This is a genomic window from Pseudomonas sp. KH_040, from assembly GCF_057839305.1.
Genome location: NZ_CM174487.1, coordinates 1,219,368 through 1,239,406, shown reverse-complemented (window position 1 = coordinate 1,239,406; position 20,039 = coordinate 1,219,368). Strand labels below are relative to the sequence as shown.

Sequence of the window (20,039 nt, the reverse complement as noted above, 5' to 3'; positions counted from 1 at the left end):
TCAGGCAAGCCGTGAAACATCATCAAAAAGAAAGCTCTGCCTGATCGTGCTTCAACAGGGAAATACGGTCGAACAGTTTGATTTTTTCATTGGCTTTTTGCTTGGCGTGATCGGACATGAATGCAATCAACTCTTCGAGCTGACTAACGTCTCCGACTACTTTGAATTGCTTTTCCTTGTTGACGAAAACAAGCGACTTCTTCTTTCTCGACAACAATTCAATGACGTTGCTGAGCGTACCGGTGCTCTTTGCATCCCAGATCATCAAGCCGTAGTCAGCCGCTTCGGCCATGACGACGTCTTTCTCGGTGAAGAAAGCTCTCGACCCTTTGGAATGCTTGGAGTCGACTGTTCTGGCGGGCCAGTGCCCTAGGTTGTTCCTCGGCGCCGAACCGCTGCAGAACACCGTGGTTCTGGATCGTTCGAGACTCAGCAGGTACTCCTGAATGGAGGTATCGGCGCCCCCAGCATCACCCACCACCACCTCAAAATCTGACGCTACGATATTATTGATGCGCTCTTTAACCTTCGGATCAAGGTTCTTGATGTTGATAGAGCCGGCAATAAATACAGTCGTCATTGAATTCACTTCCAAGTTAGCGCTGCGACGTAAATTTTCCCTACCTTCGGATATTTACGCAAAACAGCGCAGGCCGCGTCCATGGACGCCCCGCTATCAAACAAATCATCTACAACCAAAACATTCCAGCGCCCATCAGTGGTGATTTCATCATTGACGCTGAAACTGTCTCCAATCGCAGCAACCTTGTCTGCTTTCGAATGCAAATCCTTGAGCGACTTTCCCGTGGTCGCTTTTCGAAGCAAATCCGAGAAAACCGGCCGACCGATAATTCGTCCCAACGCCTGGGCAACCTCAGTTACCGGTTGTCGCTGACGAATATTTGAAGCAGGCATAGGCACTACAAACCCGACCTGATCAAGTTTTGGGAAGACATTTGTCGCTACTGCCTGAGCAAGTGGGCTGACCTGAGTCCAGTCCTTCTGGTATTTGAGCCGGTAGGTCGCCTCGCCAATCTCAGTGCGCTGATTATCGAAGCATGGGTGTCCGCGATCATCGTTGCCAAGAAAGGTACTACTTACCATGTGTTTGTCCAGCACCCAGCCCTGATCCCAAGGGCCGTTGATCTGCTTGAGAGACACCTTCATTGAATTCTCCGTTACTCCTAACAATCCTTTGAGCCCTGAAACCAAGGGCCGAGCATCTGCAGCGATGCGCAAGATTCAAACAAATAACGGAAAAAACACTGGTTAGGGGCGGGCTCGCTGGCACCTATGCAAAAACAGGCATTTCCTACAGATACGACCCTCAGAGATAAATCCTCTTTCCTACAGAAGGTATCGATAGAGCCGACTTGGCGTAGTAGGTGGCTAGCCGATAGGCTTTCTCTCGGCGGCGAAATCAGCGGCCCGGTGTCGGAGCCGGAATAAATATCAACACGGCGTGACCGCACTCACTTGAGTGGCGGCTCTATTCTCAATATTGGAGTCGAAAAATGCCTAACCACGTACAAATTCCTTCTGAAAGCTCCGCTTTCTTCACCCCCGTCGTCTTCACCCGCCACAAGCGTTTCCTCCACGCCTTCATGCAAGATCACGAAACCTGGTTCTGTGTTCAGGATCTCGGTCGCTTGATGGGCTATCCGCTGAACGAACGCCTTACTCTGAAACTCGATCCCGACCAGCGTCGCCATGTCCTTCTGCGTCGGGACGGCGAAATCATCGATTGCGCGATGGTCAGCGAATCCGGCCTGTTCGCCCTGCTCGTCCATCACTTCGTCCCGGAAAACCGACACCTGCGCCAATGGCTGAGCCATGAAGTCATCCCGATGCTGCGCGAAACCCATTCAAGCTCTGTGAAAAACCACCCCAGCGTGAGTTCGATGCATTGGGCAGGCGTCACCGTGCCATTGCTGCACTGGCAACAGCAGGCGTGGGTCAAATGGCGGGATGTGCCGGAGTTAATGCACGGCCAACGGCCGTATCCGGTTCTGGCCACTTGCAGCTAAGGCTCATAAACAAAAAACCTGTGGCGAGGAAGCTAGCTCCCTCGCCACAGGTTTAGCGTGTCCCCTCTAGCGAGTTGAATTCAGATGAGTAGAACTGTTCTCAAATTTCCTCAGATTGAGGAAGTCATTCCCTGCGATGAAAGCTTTGCGATCTCTTACCTGAAACTAAACGACAGTGCCGAGCTTCAGAAAGCCATTGCCGTCGGCATCGACGATGCCGACGCAGGCAATTTGATTGACCTGGCCAGCGTAAAAGCCAAATGGCTTTCCCGGTGCCCACCCCAGCGTTAAAACCGCGAAACACTCCGCATCGCATCCACCAGGTACCGCATCGCAATCCGGTCGTTCTCCGAAAGCTCCCGATATCGCTCAACCAGCTTCACTTCGTCAGAGCTGAGCCGACGCCTTTTGCGGCCGCTGCCGAGGCAGGGAAAGATGCCCAGCATGTCGGTGATACCTTGTATTTTTGCCATGGACGATGTCCTTCAATACTTCAAAGAATTGCTAAACCACCACATCGCCCTGCCCCTTACAGCAGCGCCGTGTGCCCTACCGGTCAGCACCGGTCATGCCCATAGAATAGAAATTAAATCGGCGCTGAAAAGCGGTTTTTAGAGTAATTAGTCGAAAAAAGCAGATATGCCGTGTAAATCAGAATGCCCTGTCAGATATTTAACCGACATGTCTTGTTTCATTGACACACTGGCGCGGTGAATCAACGAATTTTGCATTGCGAGCGAACCGTTTAAGCTAGCGGGCATCTGTTAATAGTCCGTTGCGTTTGGCCGAAGGCTTGTCCGAACCGTTATTTCTGATCCAGCACGTGCCAGGAACGGCGCGGGATTGCACACGACAGGTTGTATTTATGCATCGCAGGAATTTGCTCAAAGCGTCCATGGCCATTGCGGCTTACACCGGTCTTTCGGCCACTGGCCTGCTGGCCAGCCGTGCGTGGGCGGCCAATGGCGGCGCCGCCGATGGCGAGGCGCAGGCCTTCGACTTCGAAGCGCTGAAGCGCCAGGCCAAGCAACTGGCTGGCAGCGCCTATCAGCACACCAAACAGGTGCTGCCGCCAACCCTGGCGACCATGACCCCGCAGAACTTCAACGCGATCCGCTACGACGGCGAGCATTCGCTGTGGAAGGAAAACAAGGGCCAACTGGACGTGCAGTTCTTCCATGTCGGCATGGGGTTCCGTCAGCCGGTGCGCATGTACAGCGTCGACGCCAAGACGCGCACTGCCCGCGAGGTGCATTTCCGCCCGGCACTGTTCAACTATGAAAACACGTCAGTCGACACCCAGCAGCTCAAGGGTGACCTCGGTTTTGCCGGCTTCAAGCTGTTCAAAGCGCCAGAGCTGGATCGTCACGATGTGTTGTCGTTCCTCGGTGCCAGCTATTTCCGTGCGGTAGACGCCACTGGCCAATATGGCCTCTCGGCGCGCGGCCTGGCGATCGACACTTACGCGAAAAAACGCGAAGAATTCCCTGACTTCACCAAGTTCTGGTTCGAGACCCCGGACAAGAATGCCACCCGATTTGTGGTGTATGCCCTGCTCGACTCGCCAAGTGCCACTGGCGCTTATCGTTTCGACATCGATTGCCAGGCCGAGCGCGTGGTAATGGAAGTCGATGCGCACATCAATGCGCGCACGGCGATCGAGCAATTGGGCATCTCGCCGATGACCAGTATGTTCAGTTGCGGCACCCACGAGCGCCGCATGTGCGACACCATCCACCCGCAGATCCACGACTCGGATCGTCTGGCGATGTGGCGCGGCAACGGCGAGTGGATCTGCCGTCCGCTGAACAACCCGGCGACTCTGCAGTTCAACGCGTTTGCCGACACCGATCCGAAAGGTTTCGGTCTGGTGCAGACCGACCACGAGTTCGCCAACTACCAGGACACCGTCGACTGGTACAGCAAGCGCCCGAGCCTGTGGGTAGAACCGACCACGGCGTGGGGTGAAGGCTCTATCGATCTGCTGGAAATCCCTACCACCGGCGAGACCCTCGATAACATCGTGGCGTTCTGGACACCGAAAAAACCGGTGGCTGCCGGCGATTCGCTGAACTATGGCTACAAGCTTTACTGGAGCGCATTACCGCCAGTGGGTACGCCGTTGGCACGGGTGCACGCGACCCGTTCCGGCATGGGCGGTTTCGTTGAGGGCTGGGCACCGGGCGAGCATTATCCGCCGGTTTGGGCCCGTCGCTTTGCCGTGGACTTCACCGGTGGTGGTCTGGATCGTCTGCCGCAGGGCACCGGGATCGAGCCGGTGGTGACCTGCTCGAACGGCAAGGTGCAGGACTTCAGCGTGCTGGTGCTGGATGACATCAAGGGTTACCGGATTCTGTTCGACTGGTACCCGACCAATGACAGCGTGGAGCCGGTGGAGCTGCGCTTGTTCATTCGCACCAATGACCGCACGTTGAGCGAGACCTGGCTGTACCAGTACTTCCCGCCGGCGCCGGACAAGCGTAAGTACCCTTGATGATTTGAGGCGCCTGCACGGGCCTCATCGCTGGCAAGCCAGCTCCCACAGTGTTTGGTGTTGATCACAATTTTTGTGTACGACGCCAAACCTGTGGGAGCTGGCTTGCCAGCGATGACGGCAGTATTTCAACAAAATATCATCAGACAAAACAAAGCCCCGGCCATCACTGACCGGGGCTTTTTGCTTTACCGCGACTGACTCAATCGCGCAGATCAGACTCATGAATCGGCTGATCCCGATGAGTCGCACGCTGGTACTGCGCCGGCCACACCGCTTTGCGCCCACCCAGATCATCGTCCGCGTGCAGCGGCCAGTACGGATCACGCAGCAGCTCGCGGGCGAGGAAGATGATGTCGGCCTGACAGGTGCGCAGAATGTGCTCAGCCTGCGCCGGCTCGGTAATCATTCCCACAGTGCCGGTGGCGACGCCTGACTCCTTGCGCACACGCTCGGCGAAACGCGTCTGATAACCCGGCCCCACCGGAATTTCAGCGTTGGCTGCTGTCCCGCCCGACGACACGTCGATCAGATCCGCGCCAAGGGTGTGCAGGCGTCGCGCCAGCTCCACGGTTTCGTCCGGATTCCAGCCGTCTTCCACCCAGTCAGTCGCCGACACGCGGACAAACACCGGCAATTCCTCAGGCCAGACCGCTCTCACCGCTTCAGTGACTTGCAGCACCAGACGAATGCGGTTTTCAAACGAACCACCGTACTGATCGCGGCGCTGATTGCTCAGCGGCGAGAGAAACTGATGCAGCAGATAACCATGCGCCGCATGCACCTCAACCACACTGAAACCAGCCTTCAGCGCGCGTTTGGCGGCGTCGACAAACGCCTGAATGACGTCGGCAATCTGCCCCTCATCCAGCTGTTTCGGTTGCGTGTGCTGCGGATCGAAAGCAATCGGCGACGGCCCGACTGGCGTCCAGCCGCCATCTTCCGGTTTGACGCTGCCATGCTTGCCGATCCACGGCCGATGGGTGCTGGCCTTGCGCCCGGCGTGGGCCAATTGAATGCCGGCGACTGCGCCTTGCGACGTGATGAATCGGGTAATGCGTTGCAGCGGTTCGATTTGTTCGTCGTTCCACAGGCCCAGGTCTTCGGCGGTGATCCGCCCGTCGGCGGTAATGGCCGTGGCTTCGGTGAAGACCAGGCCGGCACCGCCCACGGCGCGGCTGCCGAGGTGCACCAGATGCCAGTCGTTGGCCAGGCCGTCGACGCTCGAATATTGGCACATCGGTGACACGGCGATGCGGTTGGGCAAGGTCAGTTGGCGAAGAGTGAAGGGTTCAAGCAGCAGACTCATGGGGCACCTCTCAAATCAGTGGGCAGGCTCCAGGGTTCTGTTTGAATAGTCGACGAGTGACAGGAAAAAGGCGCAGCACCCGCCCCCGCGGGCAAAAAATTCGACAAGACGTCACAAGGCCAATCAAGCAGTGCTTAGAGCCTAGTCGACAACGGGGGATCGCGGGAAATTCAAGAAAAGATCGTCCGATCGCGGCCCGAACCTTCGGCAGCGCCTACAGGAAACCGCATTCCCATGTAGGAGCTGCCGCAGGCTGCGATCTTTTGATCTTCAGCGCGGTTCGATGTGGGCAATCATCAACTGAACAGTCTCATTACCCCGAAACTCATTAACGTCGAGTTTGTAAGCCAGCTCAACCCACTGAATCGTTGGATTCGGCCAGATATCCCGGTCGATACCAAACGCAATACCATCCAGCTTCACCGAGCCACATTCACTCTTCAGCACCACTTTCAGATGACGTTCACCGACCACGCGCTGCTCGACCAACTGGAACACGCCATGAAACAACGGCTCCGGGAAGTGCTGCCCCCAAGGCCCGGCATGGCGCAAGGCGCGAGCCAGTTCGAGGTGGAATTCTTCCACCGCCAGTGTGCCGTCCGACAGCATGCGCCCGGTCAGGTCTTCCTCGCGAAGTTGCCTACGCACTTCAGCGTCAAAGGCCTCGGCAAAAAGCGGAAAATTCTCCTGCGGCAAGGTCAGACCGGCGGCCATTGCGTGGCCGCCGTACTTGGCGATCAGGTTCGGATGCTGCGCCGCCACCACACTCAAGGCATCACGAATGTGGAAGCCTTGCACCGAGCGTCCCGAGCCCTTGAGCAAACCATCGCCCGCATCGGCGAAAGCAATGGTCGGACGGAAATAACGTTCTTTCATGCGTGAAGCGAGGATGCCTATCACACCCTGGTGCCACTCCGGATCGAACAGGCACAAACCAAACGGCATTGACTCCACTGGCAAGTCCTTGAGCTGCGCCAGCGCTTCACGCTGCATGCCCTGCTCGATAGATTTGCGATCCTGATTCATGCCGTCCAGTTGTGCGGCCATTTCCCGGGCCAGGTTGGCGTCGGCGGTGAGCAGGCATTCGATGCCCAGACTCATATCATCCAGACGCCCGGCGGCGTTGAGGCGCGGGCCGACGATGAAGCCGAGATCCGTGGAAGTAATGCGTGCAGCGTCACGCTTGGCCACTTCAAGGATCGCTTTGATCCCCGGCCGTGCGCGTCCGGCGCGAATTCGTTCCAACCCTTGATGCACCAGAATCCGGTTATTGGCGTCCAGCGGCACCACGTCGGCAACGCTGCCCAGCGCTACCAGATCAAGCAGTTCACCGATGTTCGGCTGCGGCTTGTTCTCGTACCAGCCGAGGCTGCGCAAACGCGCGCGCAACGCCATCAACACGTAAAAAATCACCCCGACGCCGGCCAGTGCCTTGCTCGGGAATTCGCAACCGGGCTGGTTCGGATTGACCAGCGCATCGGCCTGCGGCAGCTCATCACCGGGCAAGTGGTGGTCGGTGATCAAGACCTTCAGACCCGCACGCTTGGCTGCTGCCACGCCTTCGACGCTGGAGATGCCGTTGTCGACGGTGATCAGCAATTGCGGCTCGCGGGTCAGCGCAACTTCGACGATTTCCGGGGTCAGGCCGTAGCCATACTCGAAACGGTTCGGCACCAGATAATCGACGTGCGCCGCACCGAGCAAGCGCAAACCGAGCATGCCGACAGTGCTGGCCGTCGCGCCGTCCGCATCGAAGTCGCCGACGATGAGGATGCGCTGACGTTGTTCCAGCGCCGTCACCAGCAGGTCTACCGCTGCGTCTATGCCTTTGAGTTGCTGGAACGGGATCAACCGCGCCAGGCTCTTGTCCAGCTCTGCCTCGGACTGCACGCCCCGCGCCGCGTACAAGCGGGTCAACAGCGGCGGCAGATCACCGAGAAAAGGCAGAGTGGCAGGCAGTTGACGAGGTTCGATACGCATGGGGTGACGGAGACTTCTCTTGATTACGTGGGATTATTCCGGTGGTGACGCGGGATCAGCCGCGCTCACCTTGCAGCCATTGCAACTGGACTTCGTGCTGACCACGGTCGTCGGTGACGAAGATCGTCCCTTCGCTGATCATCACGTCCCACTTGATAACGCGGGGCATGTCCTTGGCCAGGGTTTCCAGCACTTCTTGCGGGACAGCAGCGATGTTGACGTTTTTCAGGTTCTTGATCGCCGGGATCACCTTGGTTTCCCAGACACGCAGGCTGCCGTAGGCCAGCAGGCTGGTGCGCTCGGTGCGACGCGAGCACCAGGTCAGACGGTCGGCGTCTGGCTGGCCGACTTCGATCCAGTGCAGAACACGGTCATCTAGGCTCTTTTCCCACAGCGCAGGTTCATCCACGTCTGACAGACCACGGCCGAACGACAACTGCTCGTTGTACCAGAGAGCGTAGGCCAGCAGTCGCACGGTCATGCGCTCTTCGGTTTCCGAAGGGTGACGGGCGATGGTCTGCTTGACGCTCTCGTAGACACTGCGGTCGAGGTCGGTGAGGTTCAGTTCAAATTTATAGGTAGTGGACGGCTGGGCCATGAACGGGCTTCTTGATACGAGGAAAGTCGGCAAGTCTAACCGATGCGGTAGGCAATCATCGAATTGATGGCGATCAAGCTGCGGCGTCTGACAGCCGGCTATGTTAAAACGCTGTATCTGCTTAGCCTTGTCCTACAGGATTCAGTATGCCGTTCGCCAACAAACCGCTCAGCGGTGTGAAAGTCATTGAATTGGGTACATTGATTGCCGGGCCGTTTGCCTCGCGCATTTGCGGCGAGTTCGGCGCCGAAGTGATCAAGATCGAATCGCCGGACGGCGGTGATCCCTTGCGCAAATGGCGAAAACTGTACGAAGGCACGTCGCTGTGGTGGTTCGTTCAGGCGCGCAATAAAAAGTCGCTGACGCTGAACCTCAAACACCCTGACGGTTTGGCGATCCTGAAAAAACTGCTCAGTGAAGCGGACATCCTCATCGAGAACTTCCGGCCCGGTGTGCTGGAAAAACTCGGCCTGAGCTGGGAAACCCTACACGCCTTGAACCCGAAACTGGTGATGGTGCGCCTGTCCGGTTTCGGTCAGACCGGTCCGATGAAAGATCAACCGGGCTTCGGCGCGGTGGGCGAGTCCATGGGCGGTTTGCGTTACATCACCGGTTTTGAGGACCGGCCACCGGTGCGTACCGGGATTTCCATCGGCGATTCGATTGCTGCGCTGTGGGGCGTGATTGGCGCACTGATGGCGCTGCGTCATCGTGAGGTCAACGGTGGCACCGGTCAGGTTGTCGATGTGGCGTTGTATGAAGCCATTTTTGCGATGATGGAAAGCATGGTGCCGGAGTTCGACGTGTTCGGTTTTATCCGCGAGCGCACCGGCAACATCATGCCGGGCATTACACCCTCTTCTATTCACACCAGCGCCGACGGCAAACACGTGCAAATCGGCGCCAATGGCGATGCAATCTTCAAACGCTTCATGCTGATCATCGGCCGCGAAGATCTGGCCAACGATCCGACACTGGCCAGCAATGACGGCCGCGATAATCGCCGCGACGAGCTGTATGGCGTGATTGATCGCTGGGTCAATTCGCTGCCGCTGCAAAGCGTGCTCGACCTGCTCAATCAGGCCGAGGTGCCGGCCAGCCGGATCTTCAGTGCCGAGGACATGTTCAACGATCCACAGTACCTGGCCCGAGAGATGTTCCTGCACGCCAAGCTGCCTGACGGCAAAGACTTCAAGATGCCGGGCATTGTGCCGAAACTCTCTGAGACACCGGGCAGTTCAGAATGGGTCGGACCGCAACTGGGTGAACACAATGCGCAGGTACTTCACGACCTTGGCTACGACGAGAGACAGATCGCCAAGTTGCGCGAAGACGGAGCCATTTAAGCTGAAACACCGGCATACATCGCACACCAACCGCGCCCATCACTGGTGGACGTGGCGGCTGTTCGGCCTGTTGTTTTTGCTCATGCTGTCGACTGGCGCGCAGGCGAAACCGACGCTGATCTGGTTGCTGCGTGACCTGCCGCCACTGACCATTTTCGAAGGCCCGAAAAAGGGCCAGGGTGTGATCGATCAACTGATGCCGTTGCTGATCGCCGGCATGCCGCAGTACGAACACACGCTGATGCGGGTCAATCGCGCCCGTGGTCTGCAGATGCTTCATGAAAACCCGTTTGCCTGTGACCCCGCGCTGCTGTGGAACAAAGAGCGCGCACAGTGGGTGGCGTATTCGATCCCGGCGATTCGCGCCGTGAGCAACGGCCTGGTGGTGCGCCAGCAAGATCGCTCGGTCCTTGAACCTTATCTGGTGGACGGCGAAGTCGACCTGTCGGCGTTGCTGACCGCCACCGACAGAAAAGTCGGCGTGGTCGCTGAGCGCAGTTATGGCGAATTTATCGACAACATTCTGCATCAGGCCCCCAGCGGCGCACTGACGCCCCATTACGGTAACGATGCACTGACCAATCTGCTGTCGATGCAGCGTTTGGGCCGGTTGCAGGTGGTGCTGGGTTACTGGCCGGAAATCCGCTATCAGGCCAGGCAGGCGCAGATCGCCGAGGATGAGCTGGAGTTTTATCCGATTCGCGGCACGGGAAAATATCTCTCAGGCTACGTGGCGTGTTCCGACACCACCCAGGGACGTCAGGCCATCAGCGAGATCAACCAACTGCTGCGCACCCTGCCCCATGACCATCTCAATCAGCTCTATGCCGCCTGGCTGGACACCGACCGACGTGAGGATTATCTCGAAGAAGCCCGCACATTTTTCGAGCACCAGGCAGCGCAATAGGCAAACGCCGGACAAAAGAAACCCCGAGAAGTGGGGAGACGACTCGGGGTTAAACGTGGCCTACATAAAGACCCGTAGCAGCAAGCGACAAGCACCGGAGCACAATGCTTGATCCTGCTGTTATGGGGTCTGACTGACAGGGATGCAGGAAGGTTCCCACAAAAAATATTTCATCTTTACAACGCCGCACGTTTGTCCAGTGCTGCGTTGCGCAATGCCGCGATCACACACGGTTCCAGCCGTCCTTCAGCAATCAGAACGTCGCGGTGCAAACCGTCAACGACATCGGTCAGTTGGCGCTTGTCGCTCAGTTGTGCCTGATTGAATTCGCGTTCCACCACAATGGCGCCGCTGCTGTTCTTCAAGGTCACCAGGCATTCGCCATGGGAACCGTTTGGAGACAACGAAACCTGATACGGGCTCAGAGCCTCACCGAGCAATAGACTGATACTTTCCATCTCGATCTCCACTCAATAGTCCGAAAACTGTGTGCCTGGGGCGTGTTCACAATAAATGACCACCGGCCCGAGAAGAAAGTTCTGCATACCGACTACCCCGTTCCTGGAGTGTCACCGGTCTGTCAGAGCATGCACGGCGAAGATGACAGAAAAATAACCGTCCCGGTCAACCCCGCACGGGTGGCGAAGCAGCGATCAGGTAACTGTCGAGCAAACCGCGCATCAACACCGCCGACACCGGCGTTTGCAGGCGCCCCAACAGCCGCAAGTGGTGTTCGCACAGCAAGGGTTCGAGATCGTTCAGCAAGCTCGAAGCCACCGTTCCCAGCATGATCAGCGCACGCGCCTCATGCTGAACCGCCAGATGATGGATCAGTGCCAGGCCATCGCCGCCCTTGAGTTGCGGATCGCAAATAGCGATGTCGACCGCACCGCGATGGTCCAGCGAAGACAGCGCCGAAGCCAGCGACGGCGCCGTCAGTACGTCGTAGATGCCAATGGCATTGAGCATTTGATGCAATGCCATCAGCTGGAACGGATTGGGTTCAAGTATCAGGACTTTAAGCGAGCGCATAAGCGACCTCTGGAGCGACAATCGCGGACTCTCACCGCAGTTGTTGTCACTCTAGGGCAGCCGTCCTAAGCCTCCCATCGGAAAAGTAGTCACGTCTTATAGGACATTTCCCATCTTCATTGCAGACATCGACACCCGCTCTCTGTACGGCGCTGAGTGATGTCTGTCCAACCGCCCAAAAGCCCCCGCAGTTTGCCGTCGGCGCTGTAAAACGGCACCGTCCACTGATAGACCTCACGGGGGCCACTCTTGAACTGCAATCGCCGTTTGCTGAAACGCGATTTGCGCGTGCGCAACTGCACCATGAATTCATCGTGCAACATCAGCGCCGTCGCTTCGGGCAGCGCGTTGACCTCGATCAGCAAGCGCCCCAGCACCTGATCCAGTCGAACCGACAGGGCCTCCTCATAGCTACGATTGCACATGATCAGTCGCCCTTGAAGATCACGGACAAACACCGGATCCGGCATGGAGTCGATCAACGCATGCTGAAATGCCAGTTGATCGCCGAGATCCTTTTCCGCCGCGCGCCGCAGTTTGATCACGGCGGCCAGACGCCGATTCCATATCAGCGACAGCAGGCCGAACACGCCAAGCCCGACCATGCCCCAGCAACCCCATTCAAGCATTTGCTGCCAGACTGAAGGTACGGGCGCCGGTGCAATACCTTCCAGCCATTTCAGGCGGATCGCCCGCAGTTCGGCTGCGGGAAACGCTTCAAGGGCCTTGTTGAGAATACTCAGAAGCACTGGCATGCCTTTGCGCACGGCCAGGTTATCCGCTTCCCATTTGCCTTCGACCAGACCGCCGACCTTGAGCAAACCCAGCGGGTAAAGCTGTGCGCCAATTTCGTTTTCGATGGTGGCGTAGGCTTCGCCGCTCTCGACCAGCGCCCGCGCCTCGGCGTAAGTCTTGACCGAGCGGATCTCGATCGAGGGGAAGTCACGCCTGATCATGTCTTCCAGCGCATGCCGGGCCGGCAGCACCAGCACCCGTTTGCTCAATTGCTCGAAAGACTCCAGCCGCGGCGCATCAGCGCGGCCGACGAATACCCAGCCCGCGCCACCGAAGGCGTGGCTGTAATCCAGAAACACCTTGCGCTCCTCGCTCATGGCCAAGGTTGTACTGATATCGGCCGCTGCGCTCTCCAGGCGCTCGAGCATGTGATCCGTTGAGAACGACTCCTGATGCTCAAACTGCAGCCCGGTCATCGCCGTTATGCGCTTGAGCACGTCGTTGTTCAAGCCGCTCCACTGCCCGTGCTCATCCTGAAACAGATACAACGGGTACTGCACCGACGTCACCGTCACCTTGGGGTTGTCGCGAATCCATTGACGCTCGTGTGGAGCCAGTTCGATGGGCTGGACTCTGGACGTCACGGCATCAGCGTGCAGCGCCAATTGCGCCGCCATGCTGCAGCGCATCAACGCCAACAATCCGAACAAAAACAATACACCCAGTGCCGGTTTCAAACCTCTATAAAACAGCATTGCCACTTCCTTCGTGATCGACTCACCCGTCCTTCATGGGTGAAAACCCGAGCAGTGTGGCAGCAGAAACAAAAAAGCCCGTCAGGAGACGGGCTTCAAAATGTGACAGCTTTTAATGGCTCAAAGCGGCTTGCCGCGGTTGCCATGCTGGCTGACAAAGGCTTGCACGGCTTTCAGCTCGTTTGGCAAAACGGTGCAGCGCTCGTTTCGCTCAAACAAATCAGAAAGATGTGCAGGTAGCTCGAGCGCTTTTCCTACACCGGCTTTCTCCACCGCATCCGGGAATTTTACCGGGTGCGCGGTACCGAGGATGACCATTGGAATGTCCAGGCTGCGACGACATTCGCGCGCAGCTTTGACGCCGATGGCGGTGTGCGGATCCAGCACTTCGCCGGTCTGCTCGTAGACTTCGGCGATGGTCTCGCAAGTCTGCGCATCGTCTACGGCCAGCGAGTCGAACAGTTTGCGCGCTTCAGTCCAGCGCTCTTGCTCGACGCTGAAACCGCCGCCCTGCTTGAACGAATCCATCAGACCGGCGATTGCTGCGCCGTTGCGACCGTGCAGGTCGAACAGCAGGCGTTCGAAGTTCGACGAAACCATGATGTCCATCGACGGCGACAGCGTGGCGTGCAGGGTGTCCTTGACGTACTGATTGCCGCTCATGAAGCGGTGCAGAATGTCGTTGCGATTGGTGGCGACGACCAACTGGTTGATCGGCAGGCCCATGTTGCGTGCCAGGTAACCGGCGAAGATATCGCCGAAGTTGCCGGTCGGCACCGAGAACGACACCGAACGCGCCGGACCGCCCAACTGCAGGGCGGCGTGGAAGTAGTAAACAATCTGGGCCATGATCCGCGCCCAGTTGATCGAGTTCACCGCCACCAGACGCGTGCCTTTGAGGAAGCTCTGGTCGGCGAAGCTCGCCTTGACCATTTCCTGGCAGTCATCGAAGTTGCCTTCGATGGCGATGTTGTGGATGTTCTCGCCGAAGATCGTGGTCATCTGGCGACGCTGCACCTCGGACACACGGTTGTGCGGGTGCAGGATGAAGATGTCGACGTTTTCGCAGTGCTTGCAGCCTTCGATGGCGGCCGAACCGGTATCACCGGAGGTGGCGCCAACGATGACGACGCGCTCGCCGCGCTTTTCCAGCACGTAGTCGAGCAAGCGACCGAGCAGTTGCAGAGCGAAGTCCTTGAACGCCAGGGTTGGGCCATGGAACAGCTCCAGCACCCATTCATTGCCTTTCAGCTGACGCAGCGGCGCCACGGCGCTGTGGGCGAACACACCGTAGGTTTCTTCGAGAATCTTTTTGAAATCCGCATCCGGGATGCTGCCGGTGACGAACGGGCGCATCACCCGGAAGGCCAGTTCGTGATACGGCAGGCCGGCCCAGGAAGCGATCTCTTCCTGGGTGAAACGTGGCAGGTTTTCCGGAACGTACAGACCGCCATCGGTGGCGAGACCGGCCAGCAGGACGTCTTCGAAATTCAGGGCCGGTGCCTGGCCGCGGGTACTGATGTAACGCATGACTGACTCCAATGGAGAGTGTTCACAACAACGGCCCCGTTCACGGGGCCGGTGCAGGACAACAACTTAGTTCAGGTGCTCGACGCGGATCCGCACAACCGGACCGTTGACGCCGGCCAGCGCTTCGAGGGCGGCGATGGCGTCGTTGATGCGCTGCTCGACCACACGGTGGGTCAGCAGGATCATCGGTACCAGACCGTCGTGTTCCTCGACTTCCTTCTGCATGATCGACTCGATGTTGATGCCGCGCTCCGAGAGGATGCTCGCCACCTGAGCGAGAACGCCCGGATGGTCCTTGGCCTGAATGCGCAGGTAGTAAGCGCTTTCGCAGGCTTCGATCGGCAGGATCGGATGGGCCGACAGCGAATCCGGCTGGAAGGCCAGGTGCGGTACACGGTTTTCCGGGTCGGAGGTCATGGCGCGAACCACATCGACCAGATCGGCGATCACCGACGAAGCGGTTGGCTCCATGCCGGCGCCAGCACCGTAGAACAGCGTCGAACCGGCGGCGTCACCGTTGACCATCACCGCGTTCATCACGCCGTTGACGTTGGCGATCAGACGATCGGCCGGGATCAGCGTCGGGTGTACGCGCAACTCGATACCGGCGGCGGTGCTGCGCGCCACACCGAGGTGCTTGATCCGATAGCCCAGCGCTTCGGCGTAATTCACGTCAGCGGTGGTCAACTTGGTGATGCCTTCGGTGTAAGCCTTGTCGAATTGCAGCGGAATGCCGAACGCGATGGAGGCCAGAATCGTCAGCTTGTGCGCGGCGTCGATGCCTTCAACGTCGAAGGTCGGATCGGCTTCGGCGTAACCCAGTGCTTGGGCTTCGGCCAGCACGTCTTCGAAGGTACGGCCCTTCTCGCGCATTTCGGTGAGGATGAAGTTACCGGTGCCGTTGATGATCCCGGCGACCCAGTTGATGCGGTTGGCGGACAGGCCTTCACGGATCGCCTTGATCACCGGAATGCCACCGGCCACGGCCGCTTCGAACGCCACGATCACGCCTTTCTCGCGTGCCTTGGCGAAAATTTCATTACCGTGAACGGCAATCAGAGCCTTGTTCGCGGTGACCACATGCTTGCCATTCTCGATGGCCTTGAGTACCAGCTCGCGGGCAACGGTGTAGCCGCCCATCAGCTCTATGACGATGTCGATCTCAGGGTTCGTGGCCACTTCGAAGACATCGTTGGTAATCGCAATACCGGTCGTCTGGAACTGAGGCTTTGGCGTGCGCATGGCAATTTGTGCCACTTCGATTCCACGCCCGGCACGACGAGCGATTTCCTCGGCGTTGCGCTGAAGTACGTTGAAGGTACCGCCACCGACGGTCCCTAACCCACAGATGCCTACTTTGACCGGATTCACTGTGAACTCCCCATAAAACGGCCGACGCGGGGTCGGCCGGAAAACAACCGCGTGCTCGCGGCTCTCTATTAATGGCCCGGCGATGCTGCTGCCGGACCATGATCGTCACGGCTGACCGTGACGATACGAATTACTTCGCGCCCAGCGCCAGTTTGGCGACTTGTGGCGCAGGCTGGTAGCCCGGAATCACTTGTCCGTCAGCCAAAACGATGGCCGGTGTGCCGTTCACGCCGATCGACTGACCGAGGGCGAACTGTTTGGAAACCGGGTTATCGCACTTGGCGGCCTTGATTTCCTTGCCATCGACCATTTTGTCCATCGCGGCTTTCTTGTCTTTCGAGCACCACACGGCTTGCAACTGCTCATCGCCCGGCGAGTTCAGACCCTGGCGCGGGAACGCGACGTAGCGCACTTCAATGCCGCGCTTGTTCAGCTCAGGCACTTCGGCGTGCAGTTTGTGGCAGTACGGGCAGGTGGTGTCGGTGAACACGGTGATGTGCGATTTGGTTTCGCCCACGGCCGGATAAACCACGGTTTCGGCCACCGGGATGGCATTGATCAGTTTGGAGATGCCCAGGCGTTCGGTCTTCTCGGTCAGGTTGACCGGTTTGCCGTCCTTGAGCTGGAACAGGTAACCCTGAACGATGTACTGGCCGTCGGCGCTGGCGTAGAGCACGCGGCTGCCCTTGAGCTTGACTTCGTACATGCCCGGCAACGGGCTGGCGCTGATGCTTTCTACCGGAACCTCGAGTTCGAGTTTTTCCAGGCTTTGACGAATGGCTTTGTCGGCCGCGTCATCGGCGACGGCAAAGGTGCTGACCAACGCAATGGCTGCGGCGGCGAAAATCTGGGTCAGACGCATGAGAACTCCTGAAGGCGGACAAATGGAACGATCAGAACGCCCGTGCCGGAACACCGGGTCATAACCGTCCATCGTGCAAACCGGCAAAGCCTAACACATAAGGCCACGGTGGCCGAATGCGCCTGTCGCCATAGATCACACCGCTTTATGTAGGAGCTGCCGAAGGCTGCGATCTTTTGATTTTGTTTTCAAGATCAAAAGATCGCAGCCTTCGGCAGCTCCTACAGGGGAAGGTATGGAGTTAACCTCTTGGATGGTGTTTGGCGTGCAGATCCTGCAATCGAGCGCGGGCGACGTGGGTGTAGATCTGCGTGGTGGACAGGTCGCTGTGGCCGAGCAGCATCTGCACCACGCGCAAATCCGCGCCGTGGTTGAGCAGGTGCGTGGCAAACGCGTGACGCAAGGTGTGCGGCGACAACGACTTGCCGATGCCCGCGACCTTGGCCTGATGCTTGATCCGGTGCCAGAAGGTCTGGCGGGTCATCTGCTCGCCGCGCTGACTGGGGAACAGCACATCACTTGGCCGGCCGCCAAGCAGTTCGCCACGGCCATCACGCATATAACGCTCGATCCAGACAATCGCCTCCTCGCCCATCGGCACCAGGCGCTCCTTGCTGCCCTTGCCCATCACTCGCAACACGCCCTGGCGCAAATTGACCTGCTCCAGCGTCAGACTGACCAGTTCCGTCACCCGCAAACCGCATGCGTACAGCACTTCAAGCATGGCGCGGTCACGCTGGCCGATCGCTTCGCTCAGATCCGGTGCTTTGAGCAGGGCTTCGACGTCGGCTTCCGACAGGGACTTAGGCAACGGCCTACCGAGTTGCGGCATGTCGACGCGCAACGTCGGGTCGACGCTGATCAGCTTTTCCCGCAGCAGATAGCGATAAAAGCCACGCACCCCGGAGAGGAATCTGGCTGTGGAGCGCGGTTTGTAGTTCTGCTCCAATCGCCAGGCCAAATGATCGAGGATCAGCTCGCGACCGGCGTTGATCAGCTGCAGATTTTTCTCCTGCAACCAGCCATTGAACAGCGCCAGGTCGCTACGATAAGCGCCACGGGTATTATCGGACAGGCCTTTCTCCAGCCATAGAGCGTCGAGGAATTGGTCAATCAGCGGATGGTCGATGGCAGGCATGGGCGCTCAAGACACACAGCCTCATGGACTGTGCGCAAATGTAGAGTGAACTGTAGGAATGGGCGCTAGTCTTTCATAGCCGGCTAATTCAAGGAACAGGGAGCATCAATGAACGAGCAGCAAATTCTCTTGGCGTTTGGCGGGATCGGCGCAGCGGCGCTGGGTTGCCAATGGCTGGCTTGGCGCCTGAAGCTGCCGGCGATTCTGTTTCTGTTGCTGACCGGCATTCTGGTCGGCCCGGTGCTCGGCTGGCTCGATCCGCAGGAAATGTTCGGGCCGCTGCTGATGCCGTTGGTGTCGCTGGCGGTGGCGCTGATTCTGTTCGAAGGTAGCCTGACCCTGCACCTGTCGGAGTGGAAAGAGATCGGCAGTGTGGTTCATCGCCTGGTGACCATCGGTGCGATTTCGACCTGGATCGTCATCGCCGTCGCTACACACTTCCTGCTCGGCTTCGACTGGATGCTGGCCATCCTGTTCGGCAGCCTGACGCTGGTCACCGGCCCGACCGTGATTGTGCCGATGCTGCGCGTGGTGCGACCGAAAGCCTCGATCGCCAACATTCTGCGCTGGGAAGGCATCGTCATCGACCCGATCGGCGCCCTCCTCGCTGTGGTGGTCTACAGCTTCATCATTGCCAGCGCTGAGGGGCATGGCCTCAAGCAGAGTCTGTTCACCTTTGGCGGCGTGATTCTCTGCGGCGCGGTGTTCGGCGTTGTCGGTGGCTGGCTGCTCGGTACGGTGATTCGCCGGCAATGGCTGCCGGAGTATCTGCATAACCTCGCTTCGCTGGCAGCGGTGCTGGGGATTTTCATTGCTTCGAACACCGTGATGCACGAGTCGGGACTGTTGGCGGTGACATTGATGGGCATGTGGCTGGCGAACATGAAGGGCGTGGATGTACGGCACATCCTGCACTTCAAGGAAAACCTCAGCGTGCTGCTGATTTCCGGGTTGTTCATTCTGTTGGCGGCGCGCCTGGATCTGTATGCCCTGATCGGACTGGGGCCGCTGGTGCTGATTCTGCTGTTGGTGATTCAGTTAATCGCCCGGCCGCTGAACGTGCTGCTGAGCACTGCCGGATCCAGCCTGAGCTGGCGAGAGCGAGCGCTATTGTGCTGGATTGCGCCACGCGGGATCGTTGCGGCGGCGGTTTCGGCGATTTTTGCGATTCGTCTGCATGAGGCCGGTCACGAGGGCGCGTTACTGCTGGTGCCGCTGACGTTTGCGGTGATTATCGGCACCGTTGTGCTGCAGAGCGCGACCGCACGACCGCTGGCACGCTTGCTGAAAGTCGCGGAACCCGCGCCGAGCGGCTTCCTGATTGTCGGCGCGAACGGCCCGGCGCGGGAGTTGGGCAAATCGCTGCAGCAACTGGGCAGCCGCGTGCTGCTGACCGATTCGAGCTGGGAGAATATTCGTGCGGCGCGCATGGAAGGGTTGCCGACGTACTTTGGCAATCCGGCCTCGCAACATGCCGATGCGCATCTGGATCTGGTCGGGCTGGGGCATCTGCTGGCGCTGTCGCCGTCGGGTGAACTCAATACCTTGGCGGCGATGCGGTTCCGTCATGACTTTGGGCATCAGCGTTTGTTCGGTCTGGCCAGCGGTCATGAGAGTCGGCGCAGCGATAAACATCGGGCGAGTCTGGAACATCGAGGCAATCAGTTGGGCAGCGAGGCGTTTACTTACGCGAAGTTGGCCAGTCAGATGGGTCAGGGCGCCGAGTTGTACAGCACGACATTGACGGATGGGTTTGGCTGGGAGGATTACCGCGCACTGCACGGGAATCGCGCCACGTTGTTGTTCATGCGCGATGACAGTGGCTGGGTGCATGTGGTGACGCCGGAGACTACCGTGAAACCTGGGCCGGGGTGGACGTTGTTGGCGTTGATTCAGCCTGAGAACGGCGGCGCTGCTTAAATCGAATCGCTGGCAAGCCAGCTCCCACAGATATC

General features: G+C 58.6%; 19 protein-coding genes. 6 read left to right on the top strand and 13 right to left on the bottom strand.

Annotated elements, in window-relative coordinates; all coding sequences use genetic code 11:
• Positions 1–22: 22 nt before the first annotated feature.
• Together AC3IUF_RS05400 and AC3IUF_RS05395 are read right to left on the bottom strand one after the other, a co-directional pair.
• Positions 23–580 carry a hypothetical protein gene (locus AC3IUF_RS05400; RefSeq protein ID WP_007908951.1) on the bottom strand — a complete coding sequence of 186 codons (558 nt, stop codon included), beginning with the start codon at positions 578–580 and terminating at the stop codon, positions 23–25.
• Between the two features lie 5 nt (positions 581–585).
• Positions 586–1,167 carry a ComF family protein gene (locus AC3IUF_RS05395; RefSeq protein WP_007908952.1) on the bottom strand — a complete coding sequence of 194 codons (582 nt, stop codon included), beginning with the start codon at positions 1,165–1,167 and terminating at the stop codon, positions 586–588.
• 347 nt (positions 1,168–1,514) lie between these two features.
• Here AC3IUF_RS05395 and AC3IUF_RS05390 point away from each other — a divergent pair, with 347 nt between their 5' ends.
• The gene (locus tag AC3IUF_RS05390) at positions 1,515–2,027 is read left to right on the top strand and encodes a BRO-N domain-containing protein (protein ID WP_489280578.1); all 513 of its coding nucleotides are present in this window, start codon (positions 1,515–1,517) and stop codon (positions 2,025–2,027) included.
• 84 nt (positions 2,028–2,111) lie between these two features.
• On the top strand, positions 2,112–2,318 hold the full coding sequence (locus AC3IUF_RS05385) for a hypothetical protein (RefSeq protein WP_007908954.1): 207 nt from the start codon (positions 2,112–2,114) through the stop codon (positions 2,316–2,318).
• On the opposite strand, the gene AC3IUF_RS05380 is transcribed toward AC3IUF_RS05385, so the two are convergent.
• A complete protein-coding gene (locus tag AC3IUF_RS05380; protein WP_007908956.1) occupies positions 2,315–2,500 on the bottom strand; it encodes a hypothetical protein in 186 nt (61 codons plus the stop codon). The two genes, AC3IUF_RS05385 and AC3IUF_RS05380, sit on opposite strands and share 4 nt — an antisense overlap.
• Positions 2,501–2,892: 392 nt before the next feature.
• Here AC3IUF_RS05380 and AC3IUF_RS05375 point away from each other — a divergent pair, with 392 nt between their 5' ends.
• Complete coding sequence (locus AC3IUF_RS05375; protein ID WP_489280576.1) at positions 2,893–4,521, top strand: glucan biosynthesis protein D; 1,629 nt, start codon at positions 2,893–2,895, stop codon at positions 4,519–4,521.
• Between the two features lie 202 nt (positions 4,522–4,723).
• On the opposite strand, the gene AC3IUF_RS05370 is transcribed toward AC3IUF_RS05375, so the two are convergent.
• The 3 genes from AC3IUF_RS05370 to AC3IUF_RS05360 form a co-directional block, all read right to left on the bottom strand.
• The gene (locus AC3IUF_RS05370) at positions 4,724–5,830 is read right to left on the bottom strand and encodes an NADH:flavin oxidoreductase/NADH oxidase (protein WP_489280575.1); all 1,107 of its coding nucleotides are present in this window, start codon (positions 5,828–5,830) and stop codon (positions 4,724–4,726) included.
• 270 nt (positions 5,831–6,100) lie between these two features.
• Complete coding sequence (gene recJ, locus AC3IUF_RS05365) at positions 6,101–7,810, bottom strand: single-stranded-DNA-specific exonuclease RecJ (protein WP_007908960.1); 1,710 nt, start codon at positions 7,808–7,810, stop codon at positions 6,101–6,103.
• Positions 7,811–7,865: 55 nt separating this feature from the next.
• Positions 7,866–8,408, bottom strand: coding sequence for a YaeQ family protein (locus AC3IUF_RS05360; RefSeq protein ID WP_007908961.1), 543 nt, complete (start codon positions 8,406–8,408; stop codon positions 7,866–7,868).
• A gap of 146 nt (positions 8,409–8,554) precedes the next feature.
• On the opposite strand from AC3IUF_RS05360, the gene AC3IUF_RS05355 reads away from it, so the two are divergent.
• Positions 8,555–9,754 (top strand): CaiB/BaiF CoA transferase family protein, encoded by a 1,200-nt coding sequence (locus AC3IUF_RS05355; protein ID WP_489280574.1) that lies wholly within the window; start codon positions 8,555–8,557, stop codon positions 9,752–9,754.
• Positions 9,755–9,836: 82 nt separating this feature from the next.
• Entirely contained in the window at positions 9,837–10,661 is an 825-nt protein-coding gene (locus tag AC3IUF_RS05350) for a TIGR02285 family protein (RefSeq protein ID WP_489280572.1), read from the top strand.
• A 176-nt stretch (positions 10,662–10,837) separates the two neighbouring features.
• Here AC3IUF_RS05350 and AC3IUF_RS05345 read toward each other — a convergent pair whose 3' ends face one another.
• The 7 genes from AC3IUF_RS05345 to xerD form a co-directional block, all read right to left on the bottom strand.
• Positions 10,838–11,119 (bottom strand): DUF3509 domain-containing protein, encoded by a 282-nt coding sequence (locus AC3IUF_RS05345; RefSeq protein ID WP_007908964.1) that lies wholly within the window; start codon positions 11,117–11,119, stop codon positions 10,838–10,840.
• Between the two features lie 166 nt (positions 11,120–11,285).
• Entirely contained in the window at positions 11,286–11,693 is a 408-nt protein-coding gene (locus AC3IUF_RS05340; RefSeq protein WP_489280570.1) for a response regulator, read from the bottom strand.
• Positions 11,694–11,809: 116 nt separating this feature from the next.
• Positions 11,810–13,183: a transporter substrate-binding domain-containing protein gene (locus AC3IUF_RS05335; protein ID WP_007908969.1), complete on the bottom strand. Its 1,374-nt coding sequence runs from the start codon at positions 13,181–13,183 to the stop codon at positions 11,810–11,812.
• 120 nt (positions 13,184–13,303) lie between these two features.
• Positions 13,304–14,713 (bottom strand): threonine synthase, encoded by a 1,410-nt coding sequence (gene thrC, locus AC3IUF_RS05330; RefSeq protein WP_489280568.1) that lies wholly within the window; start codon positions 14,711–14,713, stop codon positions 13,304–13,306.
• Between the two features lie 66 nt (positions 14,714–14,779).
• On the bottom strand, positions 14,780–16,084 hold the full coding sequence (locus tag AC3IUF_RS05325) for a homoserine dehydrogenase (RefSeq protein ID WP_007908972.1): 1,305 nt from the start codon (positions 16,082–16,084) through the stop codon (positions 14,780–14,782).
• Between the two features lie 130 nt (positions 16,085–16,214).
• Positions 16,215–16,946, bottom strand: a complete 732-nt coding sequence (gene dsbC / locus AC3IUF_RS05320) for a bifunctional protein-disulfide isomerase/oxidoreductase DsbC (RefSeq protein WP_007908974.1) — start codon at positions 16,944–16,946, stop codon at positions 16,215–16,217.
• Positions 16,947–17,187: 241 nt separating this feature from the next.
• Complete coding sequence (gene xerD / locus AC3IUF_RS05315; protein WP_007908976.1) at positions 17,188–18,084, bottom strand: site-specific tyrosine recombinase XerD; 897 nt, start codon at positions 18,082–18,084, stop codon at positions 17,188–17,190.
• Positions 18,085–18,192: 108 nt separating this feature from the next.
• Between xerD and AC3IUF_RS05310 the strand changes: the two genes are divergently transcribed.
• Entirely contained in the window at positions 18,193–20,004 is a 1,812-nt protein-coding gene (locus AC3IUF_RS05310; protein ID WP_463542447.1) for a cation:proton antiporter, read from the top strand.
• The last annotated feature ends 35 nt before the right edge of the window (positions 20,005–20,039 follow it).

What these genes read in the sequence shown, in the direction of transcription:
- dsbC (WP_007908974.1), bottom strand. Translation starts at nt 16,946, where the DNA reads ATGCGTCTGACCCAGATTTTCGCCGCCGCAGCCATTGCGTTGGTCAGC.
- AC3IUF_RS05400 (WP_007908951.1), bottom strand. Translation starts at nt 580, where the DNA reads ATGACGACTGTATTTATTGCCGGCTCTATCAACATCAAGAACCTTGAT.
- thrC (WP_489280568.1), bottom strand. Translation starts at nt 14,713, where the DNA reads ATGCGTTACATCAGTACCCGCGGCCAGGCACCGGCCCTGAATTTCGAA.
- AC3IUF_RS05380 (WP_007908956.1), bottom strand. Translation starts at nt 2,500, where the DNA reads ATGGCAAAAATACAAGGTATCACCGACATGCTGGGCATCTTTCCCTGC.
- AC3IUF_RS05375 (WP_489280576.1), top strand. Translation starts at nt 2,893, where the DNA reads ATGCATCGCAGGAATTTGCTCAAAGCGTCCATGGCCATTGCGGCTTAC.
- AC3IUF_RS05345 (WP_007908964.1), bottom strand. Translation starts at nt 11,119, where the DNA reads ATGGAAAGTATCAGTCTATTGCTCGGTGAGGCTCTGAGCCCGTATCAG.
- xerD (WP_007908976.1), bottom strand. Translation starts at nt 18,084, where the DNA reads ATGCCTGCCATCGACCATCCGCTGATTGACCAATTCCTCGACGCTCTA.
- AC3IUF_RS05310 (WP_463542447.1), top strand. Translation starts at nt 18,193, where the DNA reads ATGAACGAGCAGCAAATTCTCTTGGCGTTTGGCGGGATCGGCGCAGCG.
- AC3IUF_RS05385 (WP_007908954.1), top strand. Translation starts at nt 2,112, where the DNA reads ATGAGTAGAACTGTTCTCAAATTTCCTCAGATTGAGGAAGTCATTCCC.
- AC3IUF_RS05395 (WP_007908952.1), bottom strand. Translation starts at nt 1,167, where the DNA reads ATGAAGGTGTCTCTCAAGCAGATCAACGGCCCTTGGGATCAGGGCTGG.
- AC3IUF_RS05360 (WP_007908961.1), bottom strand. Translation starts at nt 8,408, where the DNA reads ATGGCCCAGCCGTCCACTACCTATAAATTTGAACTGAACCTCACCGAC.
- recJ (WP_007908960.1), bottom strand. Translation starts at nt 7,810, where the DNA reads ATGCGTATCGAACCTCGTCAACTGCCTGCCACTCTGCCTTTTCTCGGT.
- AC3IUF_RS05370 (WP_489280575.1), bottom strand. Translation starts at nt 5,830, where the DNA reads ATGAGTCTGCTGCTTGAACCCTTCACTCTTCGCCAACTGACCTTGCCC.
- AC3IUF_RS05390 (WP_489280578.1), top strand. Translation starts at nt 1,515, where the DNA reads ATGCCTAACCACGTACAAATTCCTTCTGAAAGCTCCGCTTTCTTCACC.
- AC3IUF_RS05355 (WP_489280574.1), top strand. Translation starts at nt 8,555, where the DNA reads ATGCCGTTCGCCAACAAACCGCTCAGCGGTGTGAAAGTCATTGAATTG.
- AC3IUF_RS05340 (WP_489280570.1), bottom strand. Translation starts at nt 11,693, where the DNA reads ATGCGCTCGCTTAAAGTCCTGATACTTGAACCCAATCCGTTCCAGCTG.
- AC3IUF_RS05335 (WP_007908969.1), bottom strand. Translation starts at nt 13,183, where the DNA reads ATGCTGTTTTATAGAGGTTTGAAACCGGCACTGGGTGTATTGTTTTTG.
- AC3IUF_RS05350 (WP_489280572.1), top strand. Translation starts at nt 9,837, where the DNA reads ATGCTGTCGACTGGCGCGCAGGCGAAACCGACGCTGATCTGGTTGCTG.